The following is a 20,091-nucleotide window of genomic DNA, read 5'->3' on the forward strand; positions in this document are numbered from 1 at the left end:
TCGTCTGCCGTGCGCGCTCAGCCTGCCAGCAGCGCGCCGAGGGCGCGCAGGTGGTCGGTGCTCGCGCCGAGAGCGAACTCGTTGTGCTTGGCGGCGGTGAAGTAGTTGTGCACGATGTGGTCGCGGTCGATGCCCACGCCGCCGTGCACGTGGACGACGGTGTGCGCGACGCGGTGGCCCGCGTCGGCGGCCCAGAACTTGGCGGTGTGCACCGCTTCGGCGGCGGGCAGGTCCTCCGAGAGCAGCCATGCCGCTTGGGTGACGGCCAGGCGCAGACCTTGGACGTCGATGTAGGCGTCGGCGAGCCGCTGGGCGACAGCCTGGAAGCTGCCGACCGCCTTGCCGAACTGTTCCCGCTCCCTGGCGTATTCGGCGACCAGCTCGAGCGCCCGTTCCAGGGTGCCGAGCTGTGCCGCGCTCAGGCCGAGCCAGGCGCGGGTGAGGATCCAGTCCAGGATCTCCGCGCCGTCCGCGACACTGCCGACCAGCTCGGCGGGGGTGTCGGTGAGCTCGACCGCGAATTCGGGGCTGCGATCGACCACCCGCTGCGCGCTCACCGTCACCGCCGCGGGATCGACCAGGAACACCGCGGTGGTCCCGGAGACCGTGGCGGGCACCAGGATTCGCTCGGCCCGGTTCGCAAAGGGCACGGTGGTCTTGGCGCCGGTCAGCCGCCAGCCGTCGCCGGTCTCGACCGCGGTGGTGGCCGGTGCGGCGGGTTCCCAGTTGCGCTCCTCGGCCAGCGCCACGGTCAGGATGACGCTGCCCGCGCCCGCCCGCGTGGCCAGCTCGCGCTGCGCCTCGGAACCGAACCGAGCCAGCGCGCCCGCGCCGAGCGCGATCGACCACAGGTACGGCACGGCCGCCAGGTGCCTGCCCAGCTCACGCAGGATGGCGGTCTGCTCGAGCGCGCCGAGGTCGCTGCCGCCGACCGATTCGGGCAGCGCTGCCGCGAGCACACCGGTCTCGGCCAGCGAATTCCACAGCGGCTGGTCGAATCGCTCGACGTCCACTCCCGCCTCGGCCCGGTTGCCGTCGAGTTCGCGCAGCCGGTCGGCGGTGACCAGCTTGCCGCACACCTCGCCGGTCAGCCGGCCGAGATCGAGTTGCGCTTCGGTGGGGGTGAAATCCATGGTGGTCTCTCTGCTTTCGGTCAGCGCGCCGCGGCAGGCTGCTTGAGGGCGGTCATGGCGATGATGTCGCGCTGCACCTCGTTGGTGCCGCCGCCGAAGGTGAGGATGAGCGCGGCGCGATGCATCCGCTCCAGCCGTCCGCGCAGTTGCGCGCCGGGGGAATCCTGGCGCAGGTACGCCTGTGGGCCGAGCACTTCCATGAGCAACCGGTAGGCCTCGGTGGCCAGCTCGGTGCCGTACACCTTGCAGGCCGAGGCGTCCCACGGGCGCGGAGCCGCGTCGCCGCCCGCGTCGGCCCGGCTGGCGATCTCCCAGTTCAGCAGCTTGAGGTAGTCCACCTTGGCGTGCACCTTGGCCAGGTTGAGCTGTACCCACTCGCGGTCGATCACCCGGGATCCGTCGGCGGCCTTGGTGTTGCGCGCCCATTCGACGGTCTGGTTCAGCGCCAGCGCAAGCGGCGCGGCCGAGGTGAGCGCGACGCGCTCGTGGTTGAGCTGGTTGGTGATCAGCGCCCAGCCACCGTTCTCCTGGCCGACCAGCGCGCTCGCGGGCACACGGACGTCCTGGTAGTAAGTGGCGCTGGTGTCCGGCCCCGCCATCGTGTGCACCGGCGTCCAGGAGAATCCCTCGGCGGTGGTCGGCACGATGAGCATGCTGATGCCCTTGTGCTTCCTGGCCGTCGGATCGGTGCGCACGGCCAGCCAGACATAGTCGGCGTAGGCGATCAGGCTGGTCCACATCTTCTGGCCGTTGATCACGTAGTCGTCGCCGTCGCGCACCGCGGTGGTGCGCAGGCTGGCCAGATCGGTGCCCGCGCCCGGCTCCGAGTAGCCGATGGAGAAGTGCAGTTCACCGGCGGCGATCTTGGGCAGGAAGAACTGCTTCTGTTCCTCGCTGCCGTAGTGCATGATCGTCGGCGCGACCGAGTTGATGGTGAGGAACGGCACCGGCGCGCCCGCGATCGCGGCCTCGTCGGTGAAGATCAGCTGGTCCATGGTGGGGCGGTCCTGGCCGCCGTACTCCTTGGGCCAGCCCAGCGCCAGCCAGCCGTCGTGGCCCATCTGCTGGACCACCTCGCGGTAGACGTTGCCCTGCCCGTACTCGCCGGTCTGCGCGCTCAGGGCCGCCCGCCGCTCGGGGGTGATGAGCCGCGCGAAGTAGTCGCGCAGCTCCGCGCGCAGCTGCTCCTGTTGCGGCGTGTACGCAATGCGCATGGCAAAACCTCATGGGGGATGGTAGGCCGACGGAGCTTGCGAAGTCGGCGGGGCGGTTGGGACCGAGCCTTCTTTGGATCGGGTTCCCCCGATCATTGCATATGGACTGAAACATGTTCCAGTATTGATACCGAATCCCCCCGATGACGCCCCGCTGGCGCGCATCGGCTTGTTAGGCTTCGGCCAGAGTGGCGGTAAAGGAGTTGTCATGAAGATCAGTGTCGATCCGGACCAGTGCGAAGCGAATGGAATCTGTGTCGGAATCGCCCCCGACGTGTTCGAACTCGATGACGAGGACGTACTGCACATCGCGAACGCCGACGTGCCCGACGATCGGCTCGCCGATGTCCAGGACGCCGTAGCGCAGTGCCCCAAGGCGGCGCTGCGGCTGCAGTGAACGATGCTTGCCGTAAGTTGGAACACGTTCTAGAGTCGGCCGCGTGAGCAATGATCTGAGCCTTGCGGGCCGTGTAGCGATCGTGACCGGCGGCGGCGCCGGACTTGGGCGGGCCGAAGCGCTCGCGCTGGCCGGGGCCGGCGCGTCGGTGGTGGTCAACGACCTCGCGGAGTCGGACGCGGTCGCGAGCACGCTCGGGGAGATCCAGGCGCTCGGCGCGAAGGCGGAGTTCGTAGCGGGCAGTATCGCCGAACGCGCCACCGCCGACGCGCTGATCCGCACCGCGGAGGAGTCGTTCGGATCGGTCGACATCGTGGTCAACAACGCGGGCATCACCCGCGACCGGATGCTGTTCAACATGTCCGACGAGGACTTCGACGCGGTGCTCGCCGTGCATCTGCGCGGCCACTTCCTGCTCTCGCGCAATGCCGCAGCGTACTGGCGGGGCAAGTCGAAGCAGGCGGGCGCGCCGGTCTACGGCAGGCTGGTCAACACCTCCTCGGAGGCCGGACTGCTCGGCCCGGAGGGGCAGGCCAACTACGGCGCCGCGAAGGCGGGCATCACCGCGCTCACCCTCTCGGCCGCGCGGGCTCTGTCGCGCTACGGCGTGCGGGCCAACGCGATCGCGCCGCGGGCGCGCACCGCGATGACCGAGGCGGTGTTCAGCCCCGCCCCGGAGGGTGAGGCCGACCCGCTGTCGCCCGATCATGTGGCCCGGCTGGTCGCTTACCTGGCCTCGCCCGCGGCGGATGCGGTCAACGGGCAGCTGTTCGTCGTCTATGGGGGGATGGTGGCGCTCATGGCGGCACCGGTCGTGGAACGCCGGTTCGACGCGGCCGACGGGGCGTGGTCGGCCTCGGACCTGGCCGACACGCTGGGCGGCTACTTCGCCGATCGGCCGCAGGGGCGGACCTTCTCGGCGTCTTCGCTGACCGAGCTGGGGTGAGCCGCGGCAGCCTTGTCGCCGCCGCGCTCCTGATCAGCTGTCCAACTGTTGATCATGGGATCGGTGCTTGGTAGACATAGGGACGGGTTATGTCCCACCTCACAAAGGTGGGATCATCACTCGCTGACACCGGTTCCAATTTATATGCCGATCTTTCGAGAAATTGCACTTCAAAAGTGTGAAAAGTGCTACCGGCAACACGGTGAACATGTTCTAATCGTTCCGGCGGTGCGGCCACGGTGGAGATTCGCGCCGTGTGCTGTGTACGCCGGGTGAGCAAGGAGGATCGCGGATGAACGAGGTCCTTGCCGTGCCGTTGCGGGCTGTCGGTGGATTTTTCGAACTCACCGCCGATGTCGCACGCTCCAGCGTGCGCAGACCGTTTCAATGGCGAGAGTTCATCGACCAGTCCTGGTTCATCGCGCGGGTTTCGATCGTGCCCACATTGCTGGTGGCCATTCCGTTCACCGTTCTGGTGAGCTTCACCCTGAACATTCTGTTGCGCGAGATCGGCGCGGCCGACCTCAGCGGGGCGGGCGCGGCATTCGGCGCGGTCACCCAGGTCGGACCGATCGTCACCGTGCTCATCGTCGCCGGGGCGGGCGCCACCGCGATCTGCGCCGATCTCGGCGCGCGCACCATCCGCGAGGAGATCGACGCCATGCGGGTGCTGGGCATCAATCCGGTGCACCGCTTGGTGGTGCCTCGGGTGCTCGCCTCGATGTTCGTGGCGCTGATGCTCAACAGCCTGGTGTGCACCATCGGCATCGTCGGTGGATTTCTGTTCTCGGTGTATCTGCAGGATGTGAACCCCGGCGCGTTCGTCAATGGCATCACGCTGCTCACCCATCTGCCCGAGTTGATCATTTCGGAAGTGAAAGCCGGATTGTTCGGGCTGATCGCCGGACTGGTCGCCTGCTATCTGGGCCTTAATGTCAAAGGTGGACCCAAGAGTGTCGGTGATGCGGTGAATCAGACCGTAGTCTTCGCTTTTATGGCCCTGTTCGTCGTGAACGTGGTGGTCACCGCCGTCGGCATCAAGTTCACGGCGCGGTGACGCGATGGCCTTCGTAATCGAATCCCGCTTCCCCCGGACCGTGCGACGAGTGCGCCGCATGTCGGACTCGCTCGATTCGGTGGGCAAGCATGCCGTGTTCTATGCCCAGGCGCTCGGTTCCACTCCTCGGGCGCTGCTGCACTATCGCACCGAGACCATCCGGCTGATCGCCGAGATCAGCATGGGGACCGGCGCGCTGGCGGTGATCGGCGGCACGGTGGTGATCGTCGGGTTCCTCACCCTCTTCGCGGGCGGCACCATCGCCGTGCAGGGCTACAGCTCGCTGGGCAATATCGGCGTCGAGGCGCTGACCGGCTTCTTCGCCGCGTTCATCAACGTCCGCATCGCGGCGCCGGTGATCTCCGGCATCGGCCTGGCGGCCACCATCGGGGCCGGCTCCACCGCGCAGCTGGGCGCGATGCGGGTGGCCGAGGAGATCGACGCGCTGGAGTCGATGGCCATCCGGCCGGTGCCCTACCTGGTCGGCACCCGCGTGCTGGCCGGCATGATCGCGATCGTCCCGCTGTACGCGCTCGCGGTGATCGCCTCGTTCCTGGCCAGCCGGTTCGCCACCGTGGTGATCTACGGGCAGTCGGCGGGCGTCTACGACCACTACTTCTCCACGTTCCTCATCCCGAGCGACATCCTCTGGTCGTTCGCCCAGGCGATCTTCATGGCGCTGGCGGTCATGCTGATCCACACCTACTACGGCTACAACGCCGCGGGCGGGCCGGTCGGCGTGGGTGTCGCGGTGGGCAACGCGGTGCGCGCCTCCCTGGTCGCGGTGGTCACGGTGACCCTGCTGATCTCGCTGGCCATCTACGGCACCTCCGGCAACTTCCATCTCTCCGGATAGCGACATGGCGGAATCGAAGCAAAAGGAAAGCCGCCTGGTGCAGGCGCTGCGCAGCGGGCTCGGCCTGAAACTGGCCGGGGCCGCGATGGTGCTCGCGCTGGTCGCCGTCGTGGCGATCGCGCTGATCATGTTCCTCGGCGGGTTCACGCCAACGGCCACCGTGACGGTGGACGCGCCGCGCAGCGGCCTGGTGCTGGACCCGGACGCCAAGGTGAAGGTCCGCGGGGTGGAGATCGGCCGGGTGGACTCCGTCGACCACACCGCCGATGGCGCCCGGCTGAAGCTGGCGCTCGATCCGGAGCTGCTGAAGCTGGTGCCGTCCAACGCCGACGTCGACATCAGGTCGACCACGGTGTTCGGCGCGAAGTACGTCAACTTCATCGTCCCGCAGCAGCCCTCCACCACTTCGCTGCAGCCGGGGGCGGTCGTCACCGCGCAGCGGGTGACCGTGGAGTTCAACACCCTGTTCCAGCACCTGTCCGACGTGCTCGCCAAGCTCGAGCCGGAGAAGCTGAACGCGACGTTGTCCGCGCTGGGCACCGCGTTGCAGGGTCGCGGGGAGAAGCTGGGCGAACTGCTCGAGCAGAGCGACGCCTACCTGCGCGACATCAACCCGTACCTCCCGACGCTGCAACAGGATCTGGCCAAGACCGGCCAGGTCACCGATCTGTACGCGGACACGGTGAACGACCTGCTGCGCACGGTGGACAACTTCACGGTGACCAGCACGACCCTGGCGCAGGAGCAGGACAGCCTGGACAACGTTCTGGTGAATCTCACCGGCCTGGCCGACACCACCGGAGCGGTCCTGCGTGAGAACGAGAACCAGCTCGGCACGGCACTTGATCTGCTGCGGCCCACCACCGCGCTACTCGACGAGTACGCCCCCGCGCTGTACTGCCTGATCGGCGGCCTCGGCAAGGCGCTGCCGATGGGCGAGGCGGTCTTCGGCGGCCTGCAGGAAGGCGTCGCGTTGAACACCGGCTTCATGTACGGCGCGAAGCCCTACACCTATCCGGAGGATCTGCCCAAGGTCAACGCGACCGGCGGCCCGCAATGCGGGGGCATCCTGGACCGGGTGCCGGGCAGCCACTCGAACTACGTGGTCACCGACACCTCGGAGGGGCATGTGTACACGCCGTCGACGACGCTGAGCGTGAACCCGCCGAAGATCTTCCAGATCCTGTTCGCCGGACTACCGGGGGTGCCTCGCCCGTGAGGAACACCGCGACCACCGTCAAACTGGCCATCTTCACGCTGGTGATGACGCTGATCTTCGCCGGCTTGGCGGTCGTGTTCAGCCAGATGCGCTTCGCGCGGGAGAACGGCTACCACGCCGTGTTCACCAGCTCCTCGGGCATGCTGCCCGGCGCGAAGGTGCGCATCGCGGGCGTGCCGGTCGGCTCGGTCACGTCGGTGAAGGTCGGCAAGGACTACCTGGCGCACGTCGAATTCGACGTCGACCGCAAGTACCGGCTGCTCACCAGCACCCGGGCGGCCATCAAATACGAGAATCTGGTCGGCGACCGGTATCTCGAGCTGGCCGAGGGGCCGGGCTCCAACCGGGTCCTGCAGCCGGGCGGCACCATCGTCAAGGAGCAGACCGCGCCCGCACTCGATCTGGACATGCTGCTCGGCGGCTTCCGGCCGCTGTTGCGCGGCCTGGATCCGGGCCAGGTGAACGACCTGACCAACGCGCTGCTTCAGATCTTCCAGGGCCAGGGCGGCACGCTGGTTTCCCTGCTCAACAGCGGCGGTTCGTTCGCCAAGACGCTCGCCGACCGGGACGCGCTGATCGGCAGCGTGATCGACAACCTGAACGCGGTGCTGCAGACGATCGATCAGCGCGGCGACCAGTTCGCCACCACCATCGCCGAACTCCAGCGCCTGATCAGCGGATTGGCCGCGGACAAGGATCAGATCGGCGACGCGATCCCGCGCATCGCCGGGGCCACCGGAGACCTGACCGATCTGCTCGCCCAGGCCCGCCCCGATCTGCAGGGCACCATCGAGCAGACCGGACGCCTGGCCACCAATCTCGACGCCGGATCCGACACGGTGCAGTGGGTGCTGGAGCGGCTGCCGTCGACCTATCGCCAGCTCATCCGCATCGGCTCATACGGCTCTTTCCTCCAGCTCTACGTCTGCTCGACGAACTTCCTGGTGGACGGGCCGAATGGCCAGACGATGAAGATCAACATGCCCGGGGCGCAGACGACCGGAAGGTGTGCGGACAACCGATGAACGAGCAGCGATCTCCCGCCATCACCATCGGCATCGTCGGCCTCGTGCTCGCGGTGTCGGTGGCGCTGTCGGCCCTGCAATTCGACCGGCTGCCGTTCATCCGTTCCGGCGCCACGTTCACCGCCTACTTCGCCGACGCCGGCGGCCTGCTCCCCGGTGACGCGGTCCAGGTCGCGGGTGTGCGGTCCGGGCGGGTCGAGAACGTCAGCCTGGACGGCGCGAAGGTGCTCGTGCGGTTCACCCTCGCGGAATCGATCGTGCTGGGCGAGAAGACCTCCGCGGCCATCAAGACCAACACGGTGCTCGGGCGCAAATCGCTGGAGGTGACCCCGTCCGGCCCCGGCGCGCTGCGCACCGACGACACCATCCCGCTCGAGCGCACCACCTCGCCCTACTCGCTCAACGAGGCGCTGAGCGATCTGGCGGGCACCGTGCACGACCTGGACCTGGACCGGGTCGACCAGACCTTGGACGTGCTCTCGGCGACCTTCGCCGACACCCCGGCGCCGTTGCGCTCGGCGCTCGACGGCGTCACCGCGCTCTCGCGCAGCATCAACGCGCGCGACCAGGCGCTGACCGATCTGCTGAAGCGGGCGCAGAGCGTGACGAAGATCCTCGCCGACCGCGGCAACCAGATCAACGCGCTGCTGCTGGACGGCAACGAGTTGCTCGGCGAGCTGGACCGGCGGCGCACCGCGCTCGGGCAGCTGATCGTCTACGTCAACGGACTCGCCCAGCAGTTGTCCGGTTTGGTCGCCGACAACGAGGCACAGCTCAAACCCGCGTTGGACAAACTCAACTCGGTGCTGGCGCTGTTGCAGCGCAACAAGCAGAACCTCGCCGACGCGCTGGATGGGCTCGGCCCGTTCGCCGCCGCCCTGGGCGAACAGGTCGGCAGCGGCCCCTACTTCCAGGCGTACGTGATCAACGCCGCGAGCAAGACGCTGCAGCCGCTGGTGGACGCGCTGGTGTGGCCGCAGCACCTGCCGAACGATCTGCAGAGCTACCTCACGCCGCCCCCCTCGATCGAACCCGCGATACAGGAGCCGCCGCGATGAGTGGGCATTACCCGTCCATCCCGCACCCGTCTCGAGCCGTCGATGAATCGGTTCCGGCGGCGGGGGAGTCGCGTCCGGAGGGATGTGAATGCTGAACGTCGTACGGAAACTGCCCCGCTGGGCGCTGGTGCTGGCCGGCGTGGTCGTCGCGGCGCTCGTGGTCGCGATCGCGTGGAACGGCATCACCCGCATCGGCACCACCAAGGTCACCGCCTACTTCCCGTCCACGTCCGGTCTGTACGCGGGCGACGACGTGCGGATCCTCGGCGTCGAGGTCGGCCGGATCGACGCGATCGAGCCCGGCGCCGACCGGGTGAAGGTGACGATGACCCTGAATCGCGGAGTCGACGTCCCCGCCGACCCGAAGGCGGTGATCATCTCGCCATCGCTGGTCTCGGCGCGGTTCATCCAGCTCGCCCCCGCCTACACGGGCGGCCCGAAGCTGGCCGACGGCAGCGTGATCCCGATCGAGCACACCGCGGTGCCGGTCGAATGGGACGACATCAAGGCCGAGCTGTCCAAACTGGCCACCGCCCTCGGCCCGGTCGGCGACGACAAGCAGGGGTCGTTCGGCCGCTTCGTCGACACCGCCGCCGACAACCTCGACGGCAACGGGCAGCGGTTCCGTGACACCTTGCGGGAGCTGTCGGCCACTTTGAGCACGCTGTCGGACGGTCGCACCGACCTCTTCGGCACCGTGCGCAACCTGCAGAAGTTCGTCGACGTGCTCTCGGCGAGCAATGAGCAGATCGTGCAATTCGGCGGACGGTTGGCGTCGGTGTCCTCGGTGCTGGCCGGGGTCTCTTCGGATCTCGGCGCCGGACTGGACAACCTGGACGCGGCGATCGTCGACGTGCGCCGGTTCATCGACGGCAGCGGCGCCGAACTCACCGAGGGTGTGCAGCGGCTGGCCGACGCCACCCAGGTGCTGGTCGACAAGCGGCCGGAACTGGAACGCGTCCTGCACTCCGGCCCGACCGCGCTGGTGAACTTCTATCAGATCTACAAACCGGCCCAAGGCACCCTGACCGGCGCGATCGCGCTGAACAACCCGGCCGACCCGCTCGGCTTCCTCTGCGGTTCGGTCCGCGCGCTGGAGACCAACGACGCCGACCGCAGCGCCGACCTGTGCGCGCAGTACCTGGCGCCCGTGATCAACAGCCTGAGCATGAACTACGTGCCGATCATGACGAACCCGGCCAGCGGCGTGACCGCGTTCCCCGACCAGCTGGTGTACACCGATCCCAGCCTGGCCGGGCGGGTGGCGAACCAGACTCCCGAGCAGCCGCGGCCCGCGCCGGTCAGCGTGCCGCAGGGTCTGGCCGGACTGGCCATTCCGGGCCTGACAGGAGGAGGGCGATGATGCCGACGCGGCGGATGCGCCGCACCGCCGCGGTCGCGGCGGGGCTGGCGGTGGCGCTCGGCGTCTCCGGCTGTCAGTGGGACGGACTGAACTCGCTGCCGATGCCCGGCACCGAGGGCACCGGACCCGGCTCTTACGAGGTCCGCGTCCAGATGCCGAACGTGACCACCCTGACCAGGAATTCGCCGGTGCGGGTGCACGACGTCACGGTCGGCACGGTCGCCGACATCGGGGTGGAGGACTGGCACGCACTGGTCACCGTGCGATTGAACCCGGACGTGCACCTGCCCGCGAACGCCGTCGCCAAGATCGGACAGACCAGTCTGCTCGGGTCCAACCATCTCGAGCTCGCCGAACCGACGGATCAGGCGCCTGAAGGTCAGTTGAAGGCGGGCGATGTCATCCCGCTGGCACGGGCCGGAGCCTTCCCGACCACCGAGCAGGTGCTGTCCTCGCTGTCGGTGGTGCTCAACGGCGGCGGCGTCGCGCAACTGGAGACCATCACCCACGAACTCAACTCCGCCCTCACCGGGCGGGAGGAGGCCATCCGGGACCTGCTGCCGCAGCTGAACGAGCTCACCACGAACCTGGACCGCCAGACCGGCGACATCATCGCCGCGATGAGCGGGCTGGACCGGCTCGGCGGGCAGCTCGCCGCGCAGCGCGACGTGGTGGCCGCGGCCATCGAGCAGATCCATCCGGCGTTGACCGTGCTCGCCGACCGCCGCGCGAACATCACCCGGGCGTTGACCGCGCTGGGCGAGCTGAGCGACGTCGTCCGGCGCATCGTCGACGCCAGCGGCGACGATCTGAAGGCCGATCTGCGCAGCCTCGTGCCGGTGCTGAAGTCGTTGTCGGACACCGGCAGCGACCTGACCGAGGCGCTGAAGATCCTGGCCACCTTCCCGTTCCCGATGAAGAACCTGGACCACGCCATCAAGGGCGACTACCTCAATCTGTTCATGACCGTGGACATCACCGGCAAGCGGCTGGACTCGAACTTCCTCACCGGAACGCCGCTGGGCGGACGGTTCGGCGGCGTGGAAGGCGCGCTCGGCAGCTTCGCGCCGGGCACGGCCGCGCAGAACGGCGACCCGGCCACCGGGCCGTTGCAGGCTCCGCCGCCCGCGGCGAGCCAGCCCTCCCCGACCATTCCGGGACTGCCGCCGATCCCCGGCCTGCCCGCGATTCCCGGATTGACCGTGCCCATGCCGGGCGACACCGCGCCGCAAGGGGGTCCGGGACAGTGACACTCACCCGTTTCGTCCGTACCCAGCTGATCATCTTCTCCGTCCTGACCGTGATCGGACTGGTGATCATGGGCGGCACATACGTCAAGCTGCCCGCGATGTTCGGCATCGGACGCTACGAAGTCACGGTGCAGCTGGCCGCCACCGGGGGTCTGTACCCGACGGCCAACGTCGCCTATCGCGGCACGAATGTCGGTGTGGTCAAGGAGGTCCGGCTCACCCCGGTAGGCGTGGACGCGAAACTGTCCATCGCCAGCGATTACAAGATCCCCTCCGATGTCGACGCGTGGGTGCGCAGCGTCTCCGCGGTCGGCGAGCAGTACGTGGACCTGGTACCCGCGCAGAACCGCACGGGCGGGAACCTGCGCGACGGCAGCGTGATCCCGGTGGAGCGCACCAAGCTGCCGCAAGACGTCGGCGCGCTGCTGGACCAGGCCGACCGGTTGCTGTCGAGCGTCGCGGACACCAGGCTGCGTCAGGTCATCGACGAGGCGTTCCTCGCGTTCAACGGCGCGGGACCCGACTTGCAGCGGTTCATCGACTCCGCGTCGCTGCTGGTGCAGGAAGCGCAGGCGAACGCGGAACCGACGAAACAGCTGCTCGACCAGATCGGGCCGCTGCTGGACACCCAGACCCGCTCGGATGCCGCGATCCGTTCCTGGACCGCCGACCTGGCGACCGTCACCGACCAGCTGCGTGGGCACGACCCCGCGCTGCGCGGCATCCTGCGGGAGGGACCATCCGCGATGCAGCGGGTGACCAACCTGTTCGGCGATCTGCGGCCCACGCTGCCGTTGCTGCTGTCGAACCTGGTCAGCGTCGGCCAGGTCGCGGTCACGTATCACGCGGGACTGGAACAGATCCTGGTGGTGTATCCGCCGCTGGTCGCCGCTTTGCTCACCGCGGTACGCGGCCCGCTCGAATACGGAGCGCTGGTCGACTTCATGGCGCTGGTCAACGACCCGCCCGCCTGCACGACCGGCTTCCTCCCGCCGGACCAGCGCCGTTCGCCGAGTCTGCTCGACACCCCGGACACGCCCTCCGGCCTGTACTGCAAGGTGCCGCAGGACGCTCCCGAGGCGGTGCGCGGCATCCGCAACACGCCGTGCGCCGAGGTGCCCGGTGTGCGCGCCCCGACGCCGGAAATGTGCCGGACGGGGTACGTTCCGTTGGGTGACAACCCGCCGTTCGGGCCGCCGCAGCCGGTCGCGCCCGCGGCGGCGCCCGCCGATCAGCCGCCCGTCGTGGCGCCGGCCAGTTACGGGGGCGGCACACCAGCCGCGGCCCGAGCCTACGACCCGGACAGCGGCGTCTACATCGGCCCCGACGGTCGGACATACCGACAGGGCGATATCGGACCGAGCGGTTCGGGCACGGTACCGTCGAGCTGGCAGGCGATGCTCGAGGAGCAGCAACGATGAGTGAGAGCAACGGAGAAGGTCACCGCACGCGGCGTCGTGCGGTGCGCTCGGCCGGGCCGCCGGTCGAGGAGACCGCGACCACCACTGAGGCGAAGACCGCGACCGCCACTGGCGCGAAGACCGCGACCGCCGAGGTCTCCGCCGCCGGCGCGACCGAAGCCGTTGTCGCGAACAGCGGGGCGAGTTCCAAAGCCACCGAGTCGGACACCCCGGGCGCATCGGCACCGGCCCGGGGCGACTCGACCGCCGACACGGACGAGGTGACGGTCACCTCGACGAAGACCGAGGCCGAGCGGGCCTCCGAATCACCGTCCACTGAGCAGAAGCCCGCGTCGGGCAAGGGCCGCGACCTGCCGCGCATTCTCGCGATGGCAGCGGCCGCGCTGCTGGTCGTCGCGCTCATCTGCGGCGCGACCCTCTCGGCTGTCGCGATGCATTCGGCGCACCAGCGCGACGAGCGCCGAGCCGAATACGTCGCGACCGCCAAGCAGGCGATCGTCAACCTGACCACCATCCGCGCCGATTCGGCCAAGCAGGACATCGACCGGATCCTGTCGCTGGCCTCAGGGGAGTTCAAGACCGAGTTCGACGGCCGGGTCGACCCGTTCACCAGCATCGTCCAGCAGGCCAAAGTGGTCTCCAGCGGCGAGATCGTGGAGGCCGCACTGGAGAGCGACGACGACCGCTCCGGGCGGGTGCTCGTCGCCGCCAAGCAGACACTGACCAACGCGGGCCAAGCCGAGCCGCAGACCAGGTACTACCGGTTCCGGGTCACCGTCGCACGCGGCGATTCCGGGCTGACCGTCTCGAACGTGGAGTTCGTGGCATGACCGGCCTCAACGGTCAGGCCGGGTGGCGGCAGCGGAGCGGGACCACGAAGGACGCAGCATGAACGGAATTCGAGCCAGGATCCTGCTCGCGGTGCTCGGCGTCGTGGTCGCCGCGGCCGCGGTCGTCGGTGGCGTCAACGGCTACCGCTACTGGGACGACCGGCAGGCCGAGCAGTCCCGCAAAGACGCGGTCGCGACCGCGGGACGCACGGTCGAGGCCATGTTCACCTACAACCCGCAGACCGTGGACACCGAACTGCCCAAGTCCGCCGACAACCTCACCGGCGATTTCCGCACCGATTACCTGACACTGATCGAGAAGCAGATCGCGCCCGGCGCCAAGGAGAAGCAGCTCACCGTCACCGCGACCACGCAGGCGGCCGGTGTGGTCTCCGCCGACCGCTCGCATGCGCAGGTCCTGCTGTTCCTCAACCAGGTGATGACGAGCAAGGACACCCCGCAAGGCACCACCACCGGCAGCCGCGTGCGCGTCACTCTGACGAAATCCGATTCACACTGGCTTGTCTCTGCGGTGACCCCCGTCTGACCGCGGCCGGGCGCCGGTCCGGTCGACGCTATGACGGCCTGCGCGGCAGCCGCACGGTGAACGTCGTCCCGGTGTCGGTCGAACTGCGCACGCCGACCTCGCCGCCGTGCGCCGCCACCAGCGCCTGCACGATGGACAAGCCCAGGCCGGTGCCGCCGCTGCTGCGGGCGCGGGAACTGTCGGTGCGATAGAAGCGCTCGAAGACGCGTTCGGCATCCTCCGGCGGCAGGCCGGGCCCGGTGTCGGCCACCTCGAGCAGCACGTCGTCGGGGCCGGGCGTCAGCAGCACCGTCACCTGCGCGTCGGGCGCGGTGTGCGTGAGGGCGTTGTTCAGCAGATTGCCCAGGACCTGGCGCAGCCGGGCCTCGTCGCCGATCACCTCGAGCGTCCCCTCGCCCGGCTCGATCTTCAGCTCGATGGTGCGCACGGGCCCGTCGGAGTGCCCGGCCGCGACCACGGCGCGCGCGTTGTGCACTTCGTCGCTGGCGACGGCGAGCAGGTCCACCGGGCCGAGTTCCAGCGGGCGCTGGGCGTCCAAGCGCGCCAGCATCAGCAGGTCTTCCACGAGCACGCCCATCCGCTGGGATTCCCGCTCGATGCGGTCCATGAACGCCGCCGGATCACCGGTGGCGCCTTGACGGTACAGCTCGGCGAACCCGCGAATGGTGGTCAACGGCGTGCGCAGCTCGTGGCTGGCATCGGCGATGAACCGGCGCATGCGCTCCTCGGACCGGCGCGCCGCTTCCTCGGACGCGGCGGTGGCGGTGAACGCGCGCTGGATCTGCGCCAGCATCCCGTTCAGCGACCTGGACAGCCGGTCGACCTCGGTGTTGGTGTCGCGCACCGGGACCCGCCGGTGCAGATCGCCGCGGGCGATGGCCGCGGCGGTGCCCTCCACCCGGCGCAGCGGCCGCAGACTGCGCCGCACCATGAAGTACGCGAGCACCGCGAGCACGGCCAGGACGATCGCCCCGACGATCAGCTCGAGCATCACCAGCCGGTGCACCGTGTCGGTGTTCTGCGTGAGCGGCAGCGCCACCGTCGTCGTGCCGTCCGGGGTGCGCAGGGTCAGCACTCGCCACCGGATCGGCCCGCCGTTCACGGAGCCGACGGTGTACGGGCCGGAGGGCGCGGTCGCGGGCAGGGCCGGCTCGGAGTCGACAGCGAACGCCGGGATGAGGAACACGCGGCCGTCGGTGCGCATGGAGTGCACGTAGAACTGGCTCGGGGCGTGGCGGGGGTCGGGCGGCAGCACCGGTGGCGGTGGCGGCCGCCTGGACCATTCCCGCGCCCCTTCGCGCAACTGCTGGTCGGTGCGGTCGGTCAGCTGCTGATCCAGGGCCGAGGTGACGACCATGCCGGAGACGAGCAAGCCGAGCCCCGCCGTGAGCACCAGCAGAACCATCAGCGTCACGCGCAGCGGAACCGCGGAAAGCAGGCCGGAGATCTTCGCGCGCGCCGTGACGATCCGGCCCGGGCTCATGTACCGCTCTTGCGATGGGGCGCGCGCATCACGTAGCCGACGCCGCGCAGGGTGTGGATCAGCCGGGTATCGCCGGTGTCGACCTTTTTGCGCAGGTAGGAGACGTAGGTTTCGACGACGCCGACTTCGCCGCCGAAGTCGTAGCGCCAGACGTGGTCGAGGATGCGCGGCTTGCTCAGCACGGTGCCCGCGTTGACCATGAAGTAGCGCAGCAGCGTGAACTCCGTCGGTGACAGCGCGACCGGCTCACCGGCTTTCCACACCTCGTGGGTGTCGTCGTCGAGCTCGATGTCCTCGAATCGGATGCGCGAACTCTCCCGCTGCGGCGCGGCGTGCGCCGCGCGGCGCAGGATGACCCGCAGCCTGGCCACCACCTCTTCCAGGCTGAACGGCTTGGTGACGTAGTCGTCGGCGCCCAGAGTGAGGCCGGTGATCTTGTCCTGCACGTCGTCGCGCGCGGTCAGGAACAACACGGGCGCGTCGATGCCGTCCGCCCGCAGCCTGCGCAGCAGGCCGAACCCGTCCATGCCGGGCATCATCACATCCACGATCAGCGCTTGCGGACGGAAGGTGCGCGCCTTGTCCAGCGCCTGCGCGCCGTCGGCCGCGGTGTCCACTTCGAAGCCCTGGTAGCGCAAGCTCACCGCGAGCAGCTCGACGATCATCGGCTCGTCGTCGACCACCAGGATCCTGGCCTCGGGCGTTTGCTGCACGGGGGCACCACTCATGGCTCGATGGTCCGGCATCCGGCTGCGAACCCCCTGGGTCGAAGCTGGGTGATTCCTGTGAACGAGGAGGCGCGGCTAGCGGTCCTCGGGGTAGACGTCGTCGTCGGTCAGCAACGCGCTGCCTGCGACCTGGTCCTGAGCCAAAGCGTCGAGGAAGGCCCGCGCCCAGCGATCCACGTCGTGGGCCAGCACCTGCCTGCGCAGCGAACGCATCCGCCTGCGTTTGACGTCGCGCTCGTCCTCCAGCGCCGCGACGATGGCGTCCTTCACGTCGTCGAGGTCGTGCGGGTTGCACAGGTACGCCTGCCGCAGCTCGGCCGCCGCGCCCGTGAACTCGCTCAGCACCAAGGCGCCGTTGAGGCCGCTGTGACACGCGACGTACTCCTTGGCGACGAGGTTCATCCCGTCGCGCAGCGGCGTCACCAGCATCACGTCGGCGGCCACGAAGAACGCGACCAGCTCGTCGCGCGGGATGGGGCGGTGCAGGTAGTGCACCACCGGATAACCGACCCGGGCGAACTCGCCGTTGATCCGGCCGACCTGGCGCTCGATGTCGCCGCGCATCTGGATGTAGCTCTCCACCCGCTCGCGACTGGGGGTGGCCAGCTGGATCATCACCGTCTCGGAGGGATCGATCCGGCCCTCGACCAGCAGCTCTTCGAGCGCGTTGAGACGGATGTCGATGCCCTTGGTGTAGTCCAGTCGATCGACTCCGAGCAGGATGTTCTTCGGGTTGCCCAGCTCGGCCCGGATCTTGGCGGCGCGCTCGCGCACCGAACGGCGCCTGGAGTGTTCGTCCAGTTCGGCGGACGCGATCGAGATCGGGAACGCGCCGACGCGCACCGTGCGGAATCCGACCTGGACGACGCCGAGCTTGGACCGCACCCCGACCGAGCCGCGCGAGGTGGGCTGACCGGCCAGCCTGCGGGCCAGATAGAGGAAGTTCTGCGCGCCGCCGGGCAGGTGGAAGCCGATGAGATCGGCGCCGAGCAGGCCCTCCACGATCTCCGTCCGCCACGGCATCTGCATGAACAGCTCGACCGGCGGAAACGGGATGTGCAGGAAGAACCCGATGGTCAGGTCCGGGCGCAGCATGCGCAGCATCTTGGGCACCAGCTGCAGCTGGTAGTCCTGCACCCACACGGTCGCGCCCTCGGCGGCGACCTTGGCGGTGGCCTCGGCGAAGCGCCGGTTCACGGTGACGTACGCGCTCCACCATTTGCGGTCATAGACCGGCCGCACGATCACGTCGTGGTACAGCGGCCACAGCGTGCCGTTGGAGAAGCCTTCGTAGTAGTCGGCCACCTCGTCCGCGGACAGCGGCACCGGATGCAGTTCGAGCCCGTCCTCGATGATCGGCTCCACGTCGACGTTGGGAACGCCCGCCCAGCCGACCCATGCCCCCTTGTTGTTGCGCAGGACCGATTCCAGCGCCGTCACCAGACCGCCCGGGCTGCGCTTCCATCGGGTGCTGCCGTCGGGCAGCCGTTCGAGGTCGACGGGGAGCCGGTTGGCGACGACGACGAAACCGGAGCCCGCGCCGGAGCCGGTGTTCTCCGCCGCGGCGTCAGCAGTCGAGGTATCTCTGGCGTGCTCGGAGTCGTCGGACGGATTCATCTGGTCCACTCACGCATCCTTTGCGCGTTGCTTCATCCCGCTGGAGTTGTGTAGTCGACGTCGCCGTTGGCGTCGAGAACGAGACTATTCGCCTCGAGCGTTCGGTCCAATACCCAGCATGGACAACAGCATCCGGCACTCATCGGCGTCCTCGGCGTAGGCCGCGACCACCCGCTGCGCCTGACGCGCGGTTTCGTCGGCGAGCGGTTCCAGATCGTCGTCCGCAATGTCGTTCGCGCTGCCCTTCACGGCCATCGTCAAGTCCTCCCGGCTCAGTGCGCTCTTACCCTGCGAAAAGCCAATGGTATGCGACGCTGGAGGGTGCGTCCGCCGGGGCGTTGACCGGAAGGCGGCACTTGCCGCCGGGGCACCCCGGTCGATGCGTCCGCCCCGCAGGTCCCTATACCGTGGGGAACGCAGCACCAACTTCGCGAAAGGGTCGACATGCCGCTGGCCACGGTGAACGGGATTTCCCTCAACTATCAGGTGAAGGGTGACCGCGCCAAGGGCTCCGCGCCGCTCGTGGTCATGATCATGGGCACCGGCAGCCCCGGCCGGGTGTGGGAGCTGCACCAGGTCCCGGCTCTGGTCGCCGCCGGATACCGGGTCTGCACGTTCGACAACCGCGGGATCGCGCCGTCGTTCGAGGCGGCCTCGGGCATGACCATCGATGAGCTGGTCGCCGACACCGCCGCACTGATCGAGTTCCTGGACGAGGGCCCGGCGCTGGTGGTCGGCACCTCGATGGGCGCGCGCGTGGCGCAGGAGCTCGCGCTGGCCCGCCCCGACCTCGTGCGCAAGGCGGTCTTCATGGCCGGACACGGGCGGCTGGACCAGTTCCAGAAGACGCTGTCGCTCGGCGAGCACGAACTCGACGCCGCCGGGGTGAAACTGCCGCCCAAATACGAGGCGGCGATCACCGCGGTCATGAATCTCTCGCCCGCCACCATGGCGGAGCCGAACGCCGCGCGCGACTGGCTCGACCTGTTCGAGTTCACCGGCGGCCCGGTCCCGCCCGGCATCCGCGCCCAGCGCAGGATGGACCACGATTTCGACCGAGTGCAGGCCTACCGCGCGATCCGCGTGCCGTGTCTTTCGATCGGATTCGCCGACGACCGGATGATTCCGCCGTATCTGTCCAGGGAGATCGCCGAGGTCATTCCGGGTGCGCGGTACCAGGAGGTACCGGACGCCGGGCATTTCGGATATTTGGAACGGCCGGAGGCGGTCAACAAGATTCTTCTGGACTTCTTTGCGGGCTGATTGCGCGTCGGCGGGGGTGACAGCATAGGTAACCACCCAGGCGTAACGTCTTGCTTGCTAGTGTCGAAACAACGCTCGGGGTCTCTCGGCGCCAGGGGTTGTCAGCAACCCGGCGCCGGGTGAACCAGGAGCGATCCCGTACATAGCGCCAGTATCCAGTGAGGTGAAATTGAGCACCAACCCCTTCGATGATGAAGACGGCCGCTTCTTCGTCCTGGTCAACGACGAGGAACAGCACTCTTTGTGGCCGGCCTTCGCAGAGGTTCCAGCCGGATGGCGAGTCGTGTTCGGCGAGGACAGCCGTGCCGCCTGCGTCGAGTACGTGGAGAAGAACTGGACCGACATGCGTCCGAAGAGCCTGCGTGACGCCATGGCCGCGGACGACGCGGCCCGTCAGGGCTCTGCCTGATCCGTCGCGCCTTCGTCGCGGCGTGTTCGCGGCCGCCTGATGGTTCGCGTCCGAGTGACCGCCGATCGCGACCTCGTCGCCCGGCGGCCACTCGGCCATGAGCCGGGTCGCGAACGGCGCATGCTCGATCTCGCTTCGCTCGAAAGCGGTTGTCGGGCCGGTACGGTCGCGTTCGGCGTCGAACGCGGATTCCGTTGTGGAGCGGACGCCGTGCCGGGCTATGATGGCAACCGCTTTCCCGCCTCCTTAGCTCAGTGGTAGAGCACTCGCCTTGT

The 20,091-nt window shown here is 68.7% G+C and carries 20 protein-coding genes; 14 read left to right on the plus strand and 6 right to left on the minus strand.

Annotation, left to right across the window (positions count from 1 at the left end; all coding sequences use genetic code 11):
• Positions 1 to 17: 17 nt before the first annotated feature.
• Entirely contained in the window at positions 18 to 1,133 is a 1,116-nt protein-coding gene (locus tag NNI01S_RS23660; protein WP_063022336.1) for an acyl-CoA dehydrogenase family protein, read from the minus strand.
• A 20-nt stretch (positions 1,134 to 1,153) separates the two neighbouring features.
• Entirely contained in the window at positions 1,154 to 2,347 is a 1,194-nt protein-coding gene (locus NNI01S_RS23665; RefSeq protein WP_063022337.1) for an acyl-CoA dehydrogenase family protein, read from the minus strand.
• A 208-nt stretch (positions 2,348 to 2,555) separates the two neighbouring features.
• Between NNI01S_RS23665 and NNI01S_RS23670 the strand changes: the two genes are divergently transcribed.
• The 12 genes from NNI01S_RS23670 (at position 2,556) to NNI01S_RS23725 (ending at position 14,316) form a co-directional block, all read left to right on the plus strand.
• Positions 2,556 to 2,744, plus strand: a complete 189-nt coding sequence (locus NNI01S_RS23670) for a ferredoxin (protein WP_063022338.1) — start codon at positions 2,556 to 2,558, stop codon at positions 2,742 to 2,744.
• A 43-nt stretch (positions 2,745 to 2,787) separates the two neighbouring features.
• Positions 2,788 to 3,690 carry a 3-oxoacyl-ACP reductase gene (locus NNI01S_RS23675; protein ID WP_063022339.1) on the plus strand — a complete coding sequence of 301 codons (903 nt, stop codon included), beginning with the start codon at positions 2,788 to 2,790 and terminating at the stop codon, positions 3,688 to 3,690.
• Positions 3,691 to 3,982: 292 nt separating this feature from the next.
• Entirely contained in the window at positions 3,983 to 4,747 is a 765-nt protein-coding gene (locus NNI01S_RS23680) for an MlaE family ABC transporter permease (RefSeq protein WP_040773462.1), read from the plus strand.
• Between the two features lie 4 nt (positions 4,748 to 4,751).
• Positions 4,752 to 5,603 carry an MlaE family ABC transporter permease gene (locus NNI01S_RS23685; RefSeq protein ID WP_063022340.1) on the plus strand — a complete coding sequence of 284 codons (852 nt, stop codon included), beginning with the start codon at positions 4,752 to 4,754 and terminating at the stop codon, positions 5,601 to 5,603.
• A 4-nt stretch (positions 5,604 to 5,607) separates the two neighbouring features.
• Positions 5,608 to 6,822, plus strand: coding sequence for an MCE family protein (locus NNI01S_RS23690; RefSeq protein WP_084489243.1), 1,215 nt, complete (start codon positions 5,608 to 5,610; stop codon positions 6,820 to 6,822).
• A complete protein-coding gene (locus NNI01S_RS23695) occupies positions 6,819 to 7,847 on the plus strand; it encodes an MCE family protein (RefSeq protein WP_084489244.1) in 1,029 nt (342 codons plus the stop codon). The genes NNI01S_RS23690 and NNI01S_RS23695 overlap by 4 nt, the downstream gene beginning before the upstream one ends.
• Positions 7,844 to 8,905: an MCE family protein gene (locus tag NNI01S_RS23700; protein WP_063022341.1), complete on the plus strand. Its 1,062-nt coding sequence runs from the start codon at positions 7,844 to 7,846 to the stop codon at positions 8,903 to 8,905. The genes NNI01S_RS23695 and NNI01S_RS23700 overlap by 4 nt, the downstream gene beginning before the upstream one ends.
• Before the next feature lie 88 nt (positions 8,906 to 8,993).
• The gene (locus NNI01S_RS23705; protein ID WP_063022342.1) at positions 8,994 to 10,268 is read left to right on the plus strand and encodes an MCE family protein; all 1,275 of its coding nucleotides are present in this window, start codon (positions 8,994 to 8,996) and stop codon (positions 10,266 to 10,268) included.
• Positions 10,265 to 11,518 (plus strand): MCE family protein, encoded by a 1,254-nt coding sequence (locus tag NNI01S_RS23710; RefSeq protein WP_063022343.1) that lies wholly within the window; start codon positions 10,265 to 10,267, stop codon positions 11,516 to 11,518. The genes NNI01S_RS23705 and NNI01S_RS23710 overlap by 4 nt, the downstream gene beginning before the upstream one ends.
• Positions 11,515 to 12,939, plus strand: coding sequence for an MCE family protein (locus NNI01S_RS23715; RefSeq protein WP_063022344.1), 1,425 nt, complete (start codon positions 11,515 to 11,517; stop codon positions 12,937 to 12,939). Before NNI01S_RS23710 ends, NNI01S_RS23715 begins: the two co-directional genes overlap by 4 nt.
• On the plus strand, positions 12,936 to 13,769 hold the full coding sequence (locus NNI01S_RS33790) for an Rv1363c family protein (protein ID WP_157114937.1): 834 nt from the start codon (positions 12,936 to 12,938) through the stop codon (positions 13,767 to 13,769). Before NNI01S_RS23715 ends, NNI01S_RS33790 begins: the two co-directional genes overlap by 4 nt.
• A 58-nt stretch (positions 13,770 to 13,827) precedes the next feature.
• Positions 13,828 to 14,316 (plus strand): hypothetical protein, encoded by a 489-nt coding sequence (locus tag NNI01S_RS23725; RefSeq protein WP_063022352.1) that lies wholly within the window; start codon positions 13,828 to 13,830, stop codon positions 14,314 to 14,316.
• A gap of 28 nt (positions 14,317 to 14,344) precedes the next feature.
• Here NNI01S_RS23725 and NNI01S_RS23730 read toward each other — a convergent pair whose 3' ends face one another.
• The 4 genes from NNI01S_RS23730 to NNI01S_RS35455 all read right to left on the minus strand — a co-directional run bounded on the left by NNI01S_RS23730 (position 14,345) and on the right by NNI01S_RS35455 (position 18,399).
• On the minus strand, positions 14,345 to 15,799 hold the full coding sequence (locus NNI01S_RS23730; protein ID WP_063022346.1) for a sensor histidine kinase: 1,455 nt from the start codon (positions 15,797 to 15,799) through the stop codon (positions 14,345 to 14,347).
• Positions 15,796 to 16,527: a response regulator transcription factor gene (locus NNI01S_RS23735; RefSeq protein WP_063022353.1), complete on the minus strand. Its 732-nt coding sequence runs from the start codon at positions 16,525 to 16,527 to the stop codon at positions 15,796 to 15,798. The genes NNI01S_RS23730 and NNI01S_RS23735 overlap by 4 nt, the downstream gene beginning before the upstream one ends.
• Positions 16,528 to 16,602: 75 nt before the next feature.
• Positions 16,603 to 18,144 (minus strand): alpha,alpha-trehalose-phosphate synthase (UDP-forming), encoded by a 1,542-nt coding sequence (locus NNI01S_RS23740; protein WP_063022354.1) that lies wholly within the window; start codon positions 18,142 to 18,144, stop codon positions 16,603 to 16,605.
• An 84-nt stretch (positions 18,145 to 18,228) separates the two neighbouring features.
• Positions 18,229 to 18,399 carry a hypothetical protein gene (locus NNI01S_RS35455; RefSeq protein WP_168434172.1) on the minus strand — a complete coding sequence of 57 codons (171 nt, stop codon included), beginning with the start codon at positions 18,397 to 18,399 and terminating at the stop codon, positions 18,229 to 18,231.
• Positions 18,400 to 18,588: 189 nt separating this feature from the next.
• On the opposite strand from NNI01S_RS35455, the gene NNI01S_RS23745 reads away from it, so the two are divergent.
• Positions 18,589 to 19,407 (plus strand): alpha/beta fold hydrolase, encoded by an 819-nt coding sequence (locus NNI01S_RS23745; RefSeq protein ID WP_063022347.1) that lies wholly within the window; start codon positions 18,589 to 18,591, stop codon positions 19,405 to 19,407.
• Positions 19,408 to 19,576: 169 nt separating this feature from the next.
• Positions 19,577 to 19,816, plus strand: a complete 240-nt coding sequence (locus tag NNI01S_RS23750; protein WP_039794945.1) for an MbtH family protein — start codon at positions 19,577 to 19,579, stop codon at positions 19,814 to 19,816.
• Positions 19,817 to 20,091 lie beyond the last annotated feature (275 nt).

Source organism: Nocardia niwae NBRC 108934 = DSM 45340, from assembly GCF_001613465.1.
GTDB lineage: Bacteria > Actinomycetota > Actinomycetes > Mycobacteriales > Mycobacteriaceae > Nocardia > Nocardia niwae.

Bases quoted from the DNA above. Each gene is read 5' to 3' on its own strand.
- NNI01S_RS23660 (WP_063022336.1), bottom strand. From the start codon at position 1,133: ATGGATTTCACCCCCACCGAAGCGCAACTCGATCTCGGCCGGCTGACC.
- NNI01S_RS23665 (WP_063022337.1), bottom strand. From the start codon at position 2,347: ATGCGCATTGCGTACACGCCGCAACAGGAGCAGCTGCGCGCGGAGCTG.
- NNI01S_RS23670 (WP_063022338.1), top strand. From the start codon at position 2,556: ATGAAGATCAGTGTCGATCCGGACCAGTGCGAAGCGAATGGAATCTGT.
- NNI01S_RS23680 (WP_040773462.1), top strand. From the start codon at position 3,983: ATGAACGAGGTCCTTGCCGTGCCGTTGCGGGCTGTCGGTGGATTTTTC.
- NNI01S_RS23685 (WP_063022340.1), top strand. From the start codon at position 4,752: ATGGCCTTCGTAATCGAATCCCGCTTCCCCCGGACCGTGCGACGAGTG.
- NNI01S_RS23690 (WP_084489243.1), top strand. From the start codon at position 5,608: ATGGCGGAATCGAAGCAAAAGGAAAGCCGCCTGGTGCAGGCGCTGCGC.
- NNI01S_RS23700 (WP_063022341.1), top strand. From the start codon at position 7,844: ATGAACGAGCAGCGATCTCCCGCCATCACCATCGGCATCGTCGGCCTC.
- NNI01S_RS23705 (WP_063022342.1), top strand. From the start codon at position 8,994: ATGCTGAACGTCGTACGGAAACTGCCCCGCTGGGCGCTGGTGCTGGCC.
- NNI01S_RS23710 (WP_063022343.1), top strand. From the start codon at position 10,265: ATGATGCCGACGCGGCGGATGCGCCGCACCGCCGCGGTCGCGGCGGGG.
- NNI01S_RS33790 (WP_157114937.1), top strand. From the start codon at position 12,936: ATGAGTGAGAGCAACGGAGAAGGTCACCGCACGCGGCGTCGTGCGGTG.
- NNI01S_RS23725 (WP_063022352.1), top strand. From the start codon at position 13,828: ATGAACGGAATTCGAGCCAGGATCCTGCTCGCGGTGCTCGGCGTCGTG.
- NNI01S_RS23730 (WP_063022346.1), bottom strand. From the start codon at position 15,799: ATGAGCCCGGGCCGGATCGTCACGGCGCGCGCGAAGATCTCCGGCCTG.
- NNI01S_RS23735 (WP_063022353.1), bottom strand. From the start codon at position 16,527: ATGAGTGGTGCCCCCGTGCAGCAAACGCCCGAGGCCAGGATCCTGGTG.
- NNI01S_RS23740 (WP_063022354.1), bottom strand. From the start codon at position 18,144: ATGAATCCGTCCGACGACTCCGAGCACGCCAGAGATACCTCGACTGCT.
- NNI01S_RS35455 (WP_168434172.1), bottom strand. From the start codon at position 18,399: ATGGCCGTGAAGGGCAGCGCGAACGACATTGCGGACGACGATCTGGAA.
- NNI01S_RS23745 (WP_063022347.1), top strand. From the start codon at position 18,589: ATGCCGCTGGCCACGGTGAACGGGATTTCCCTCAACTATCAGGTGAAG.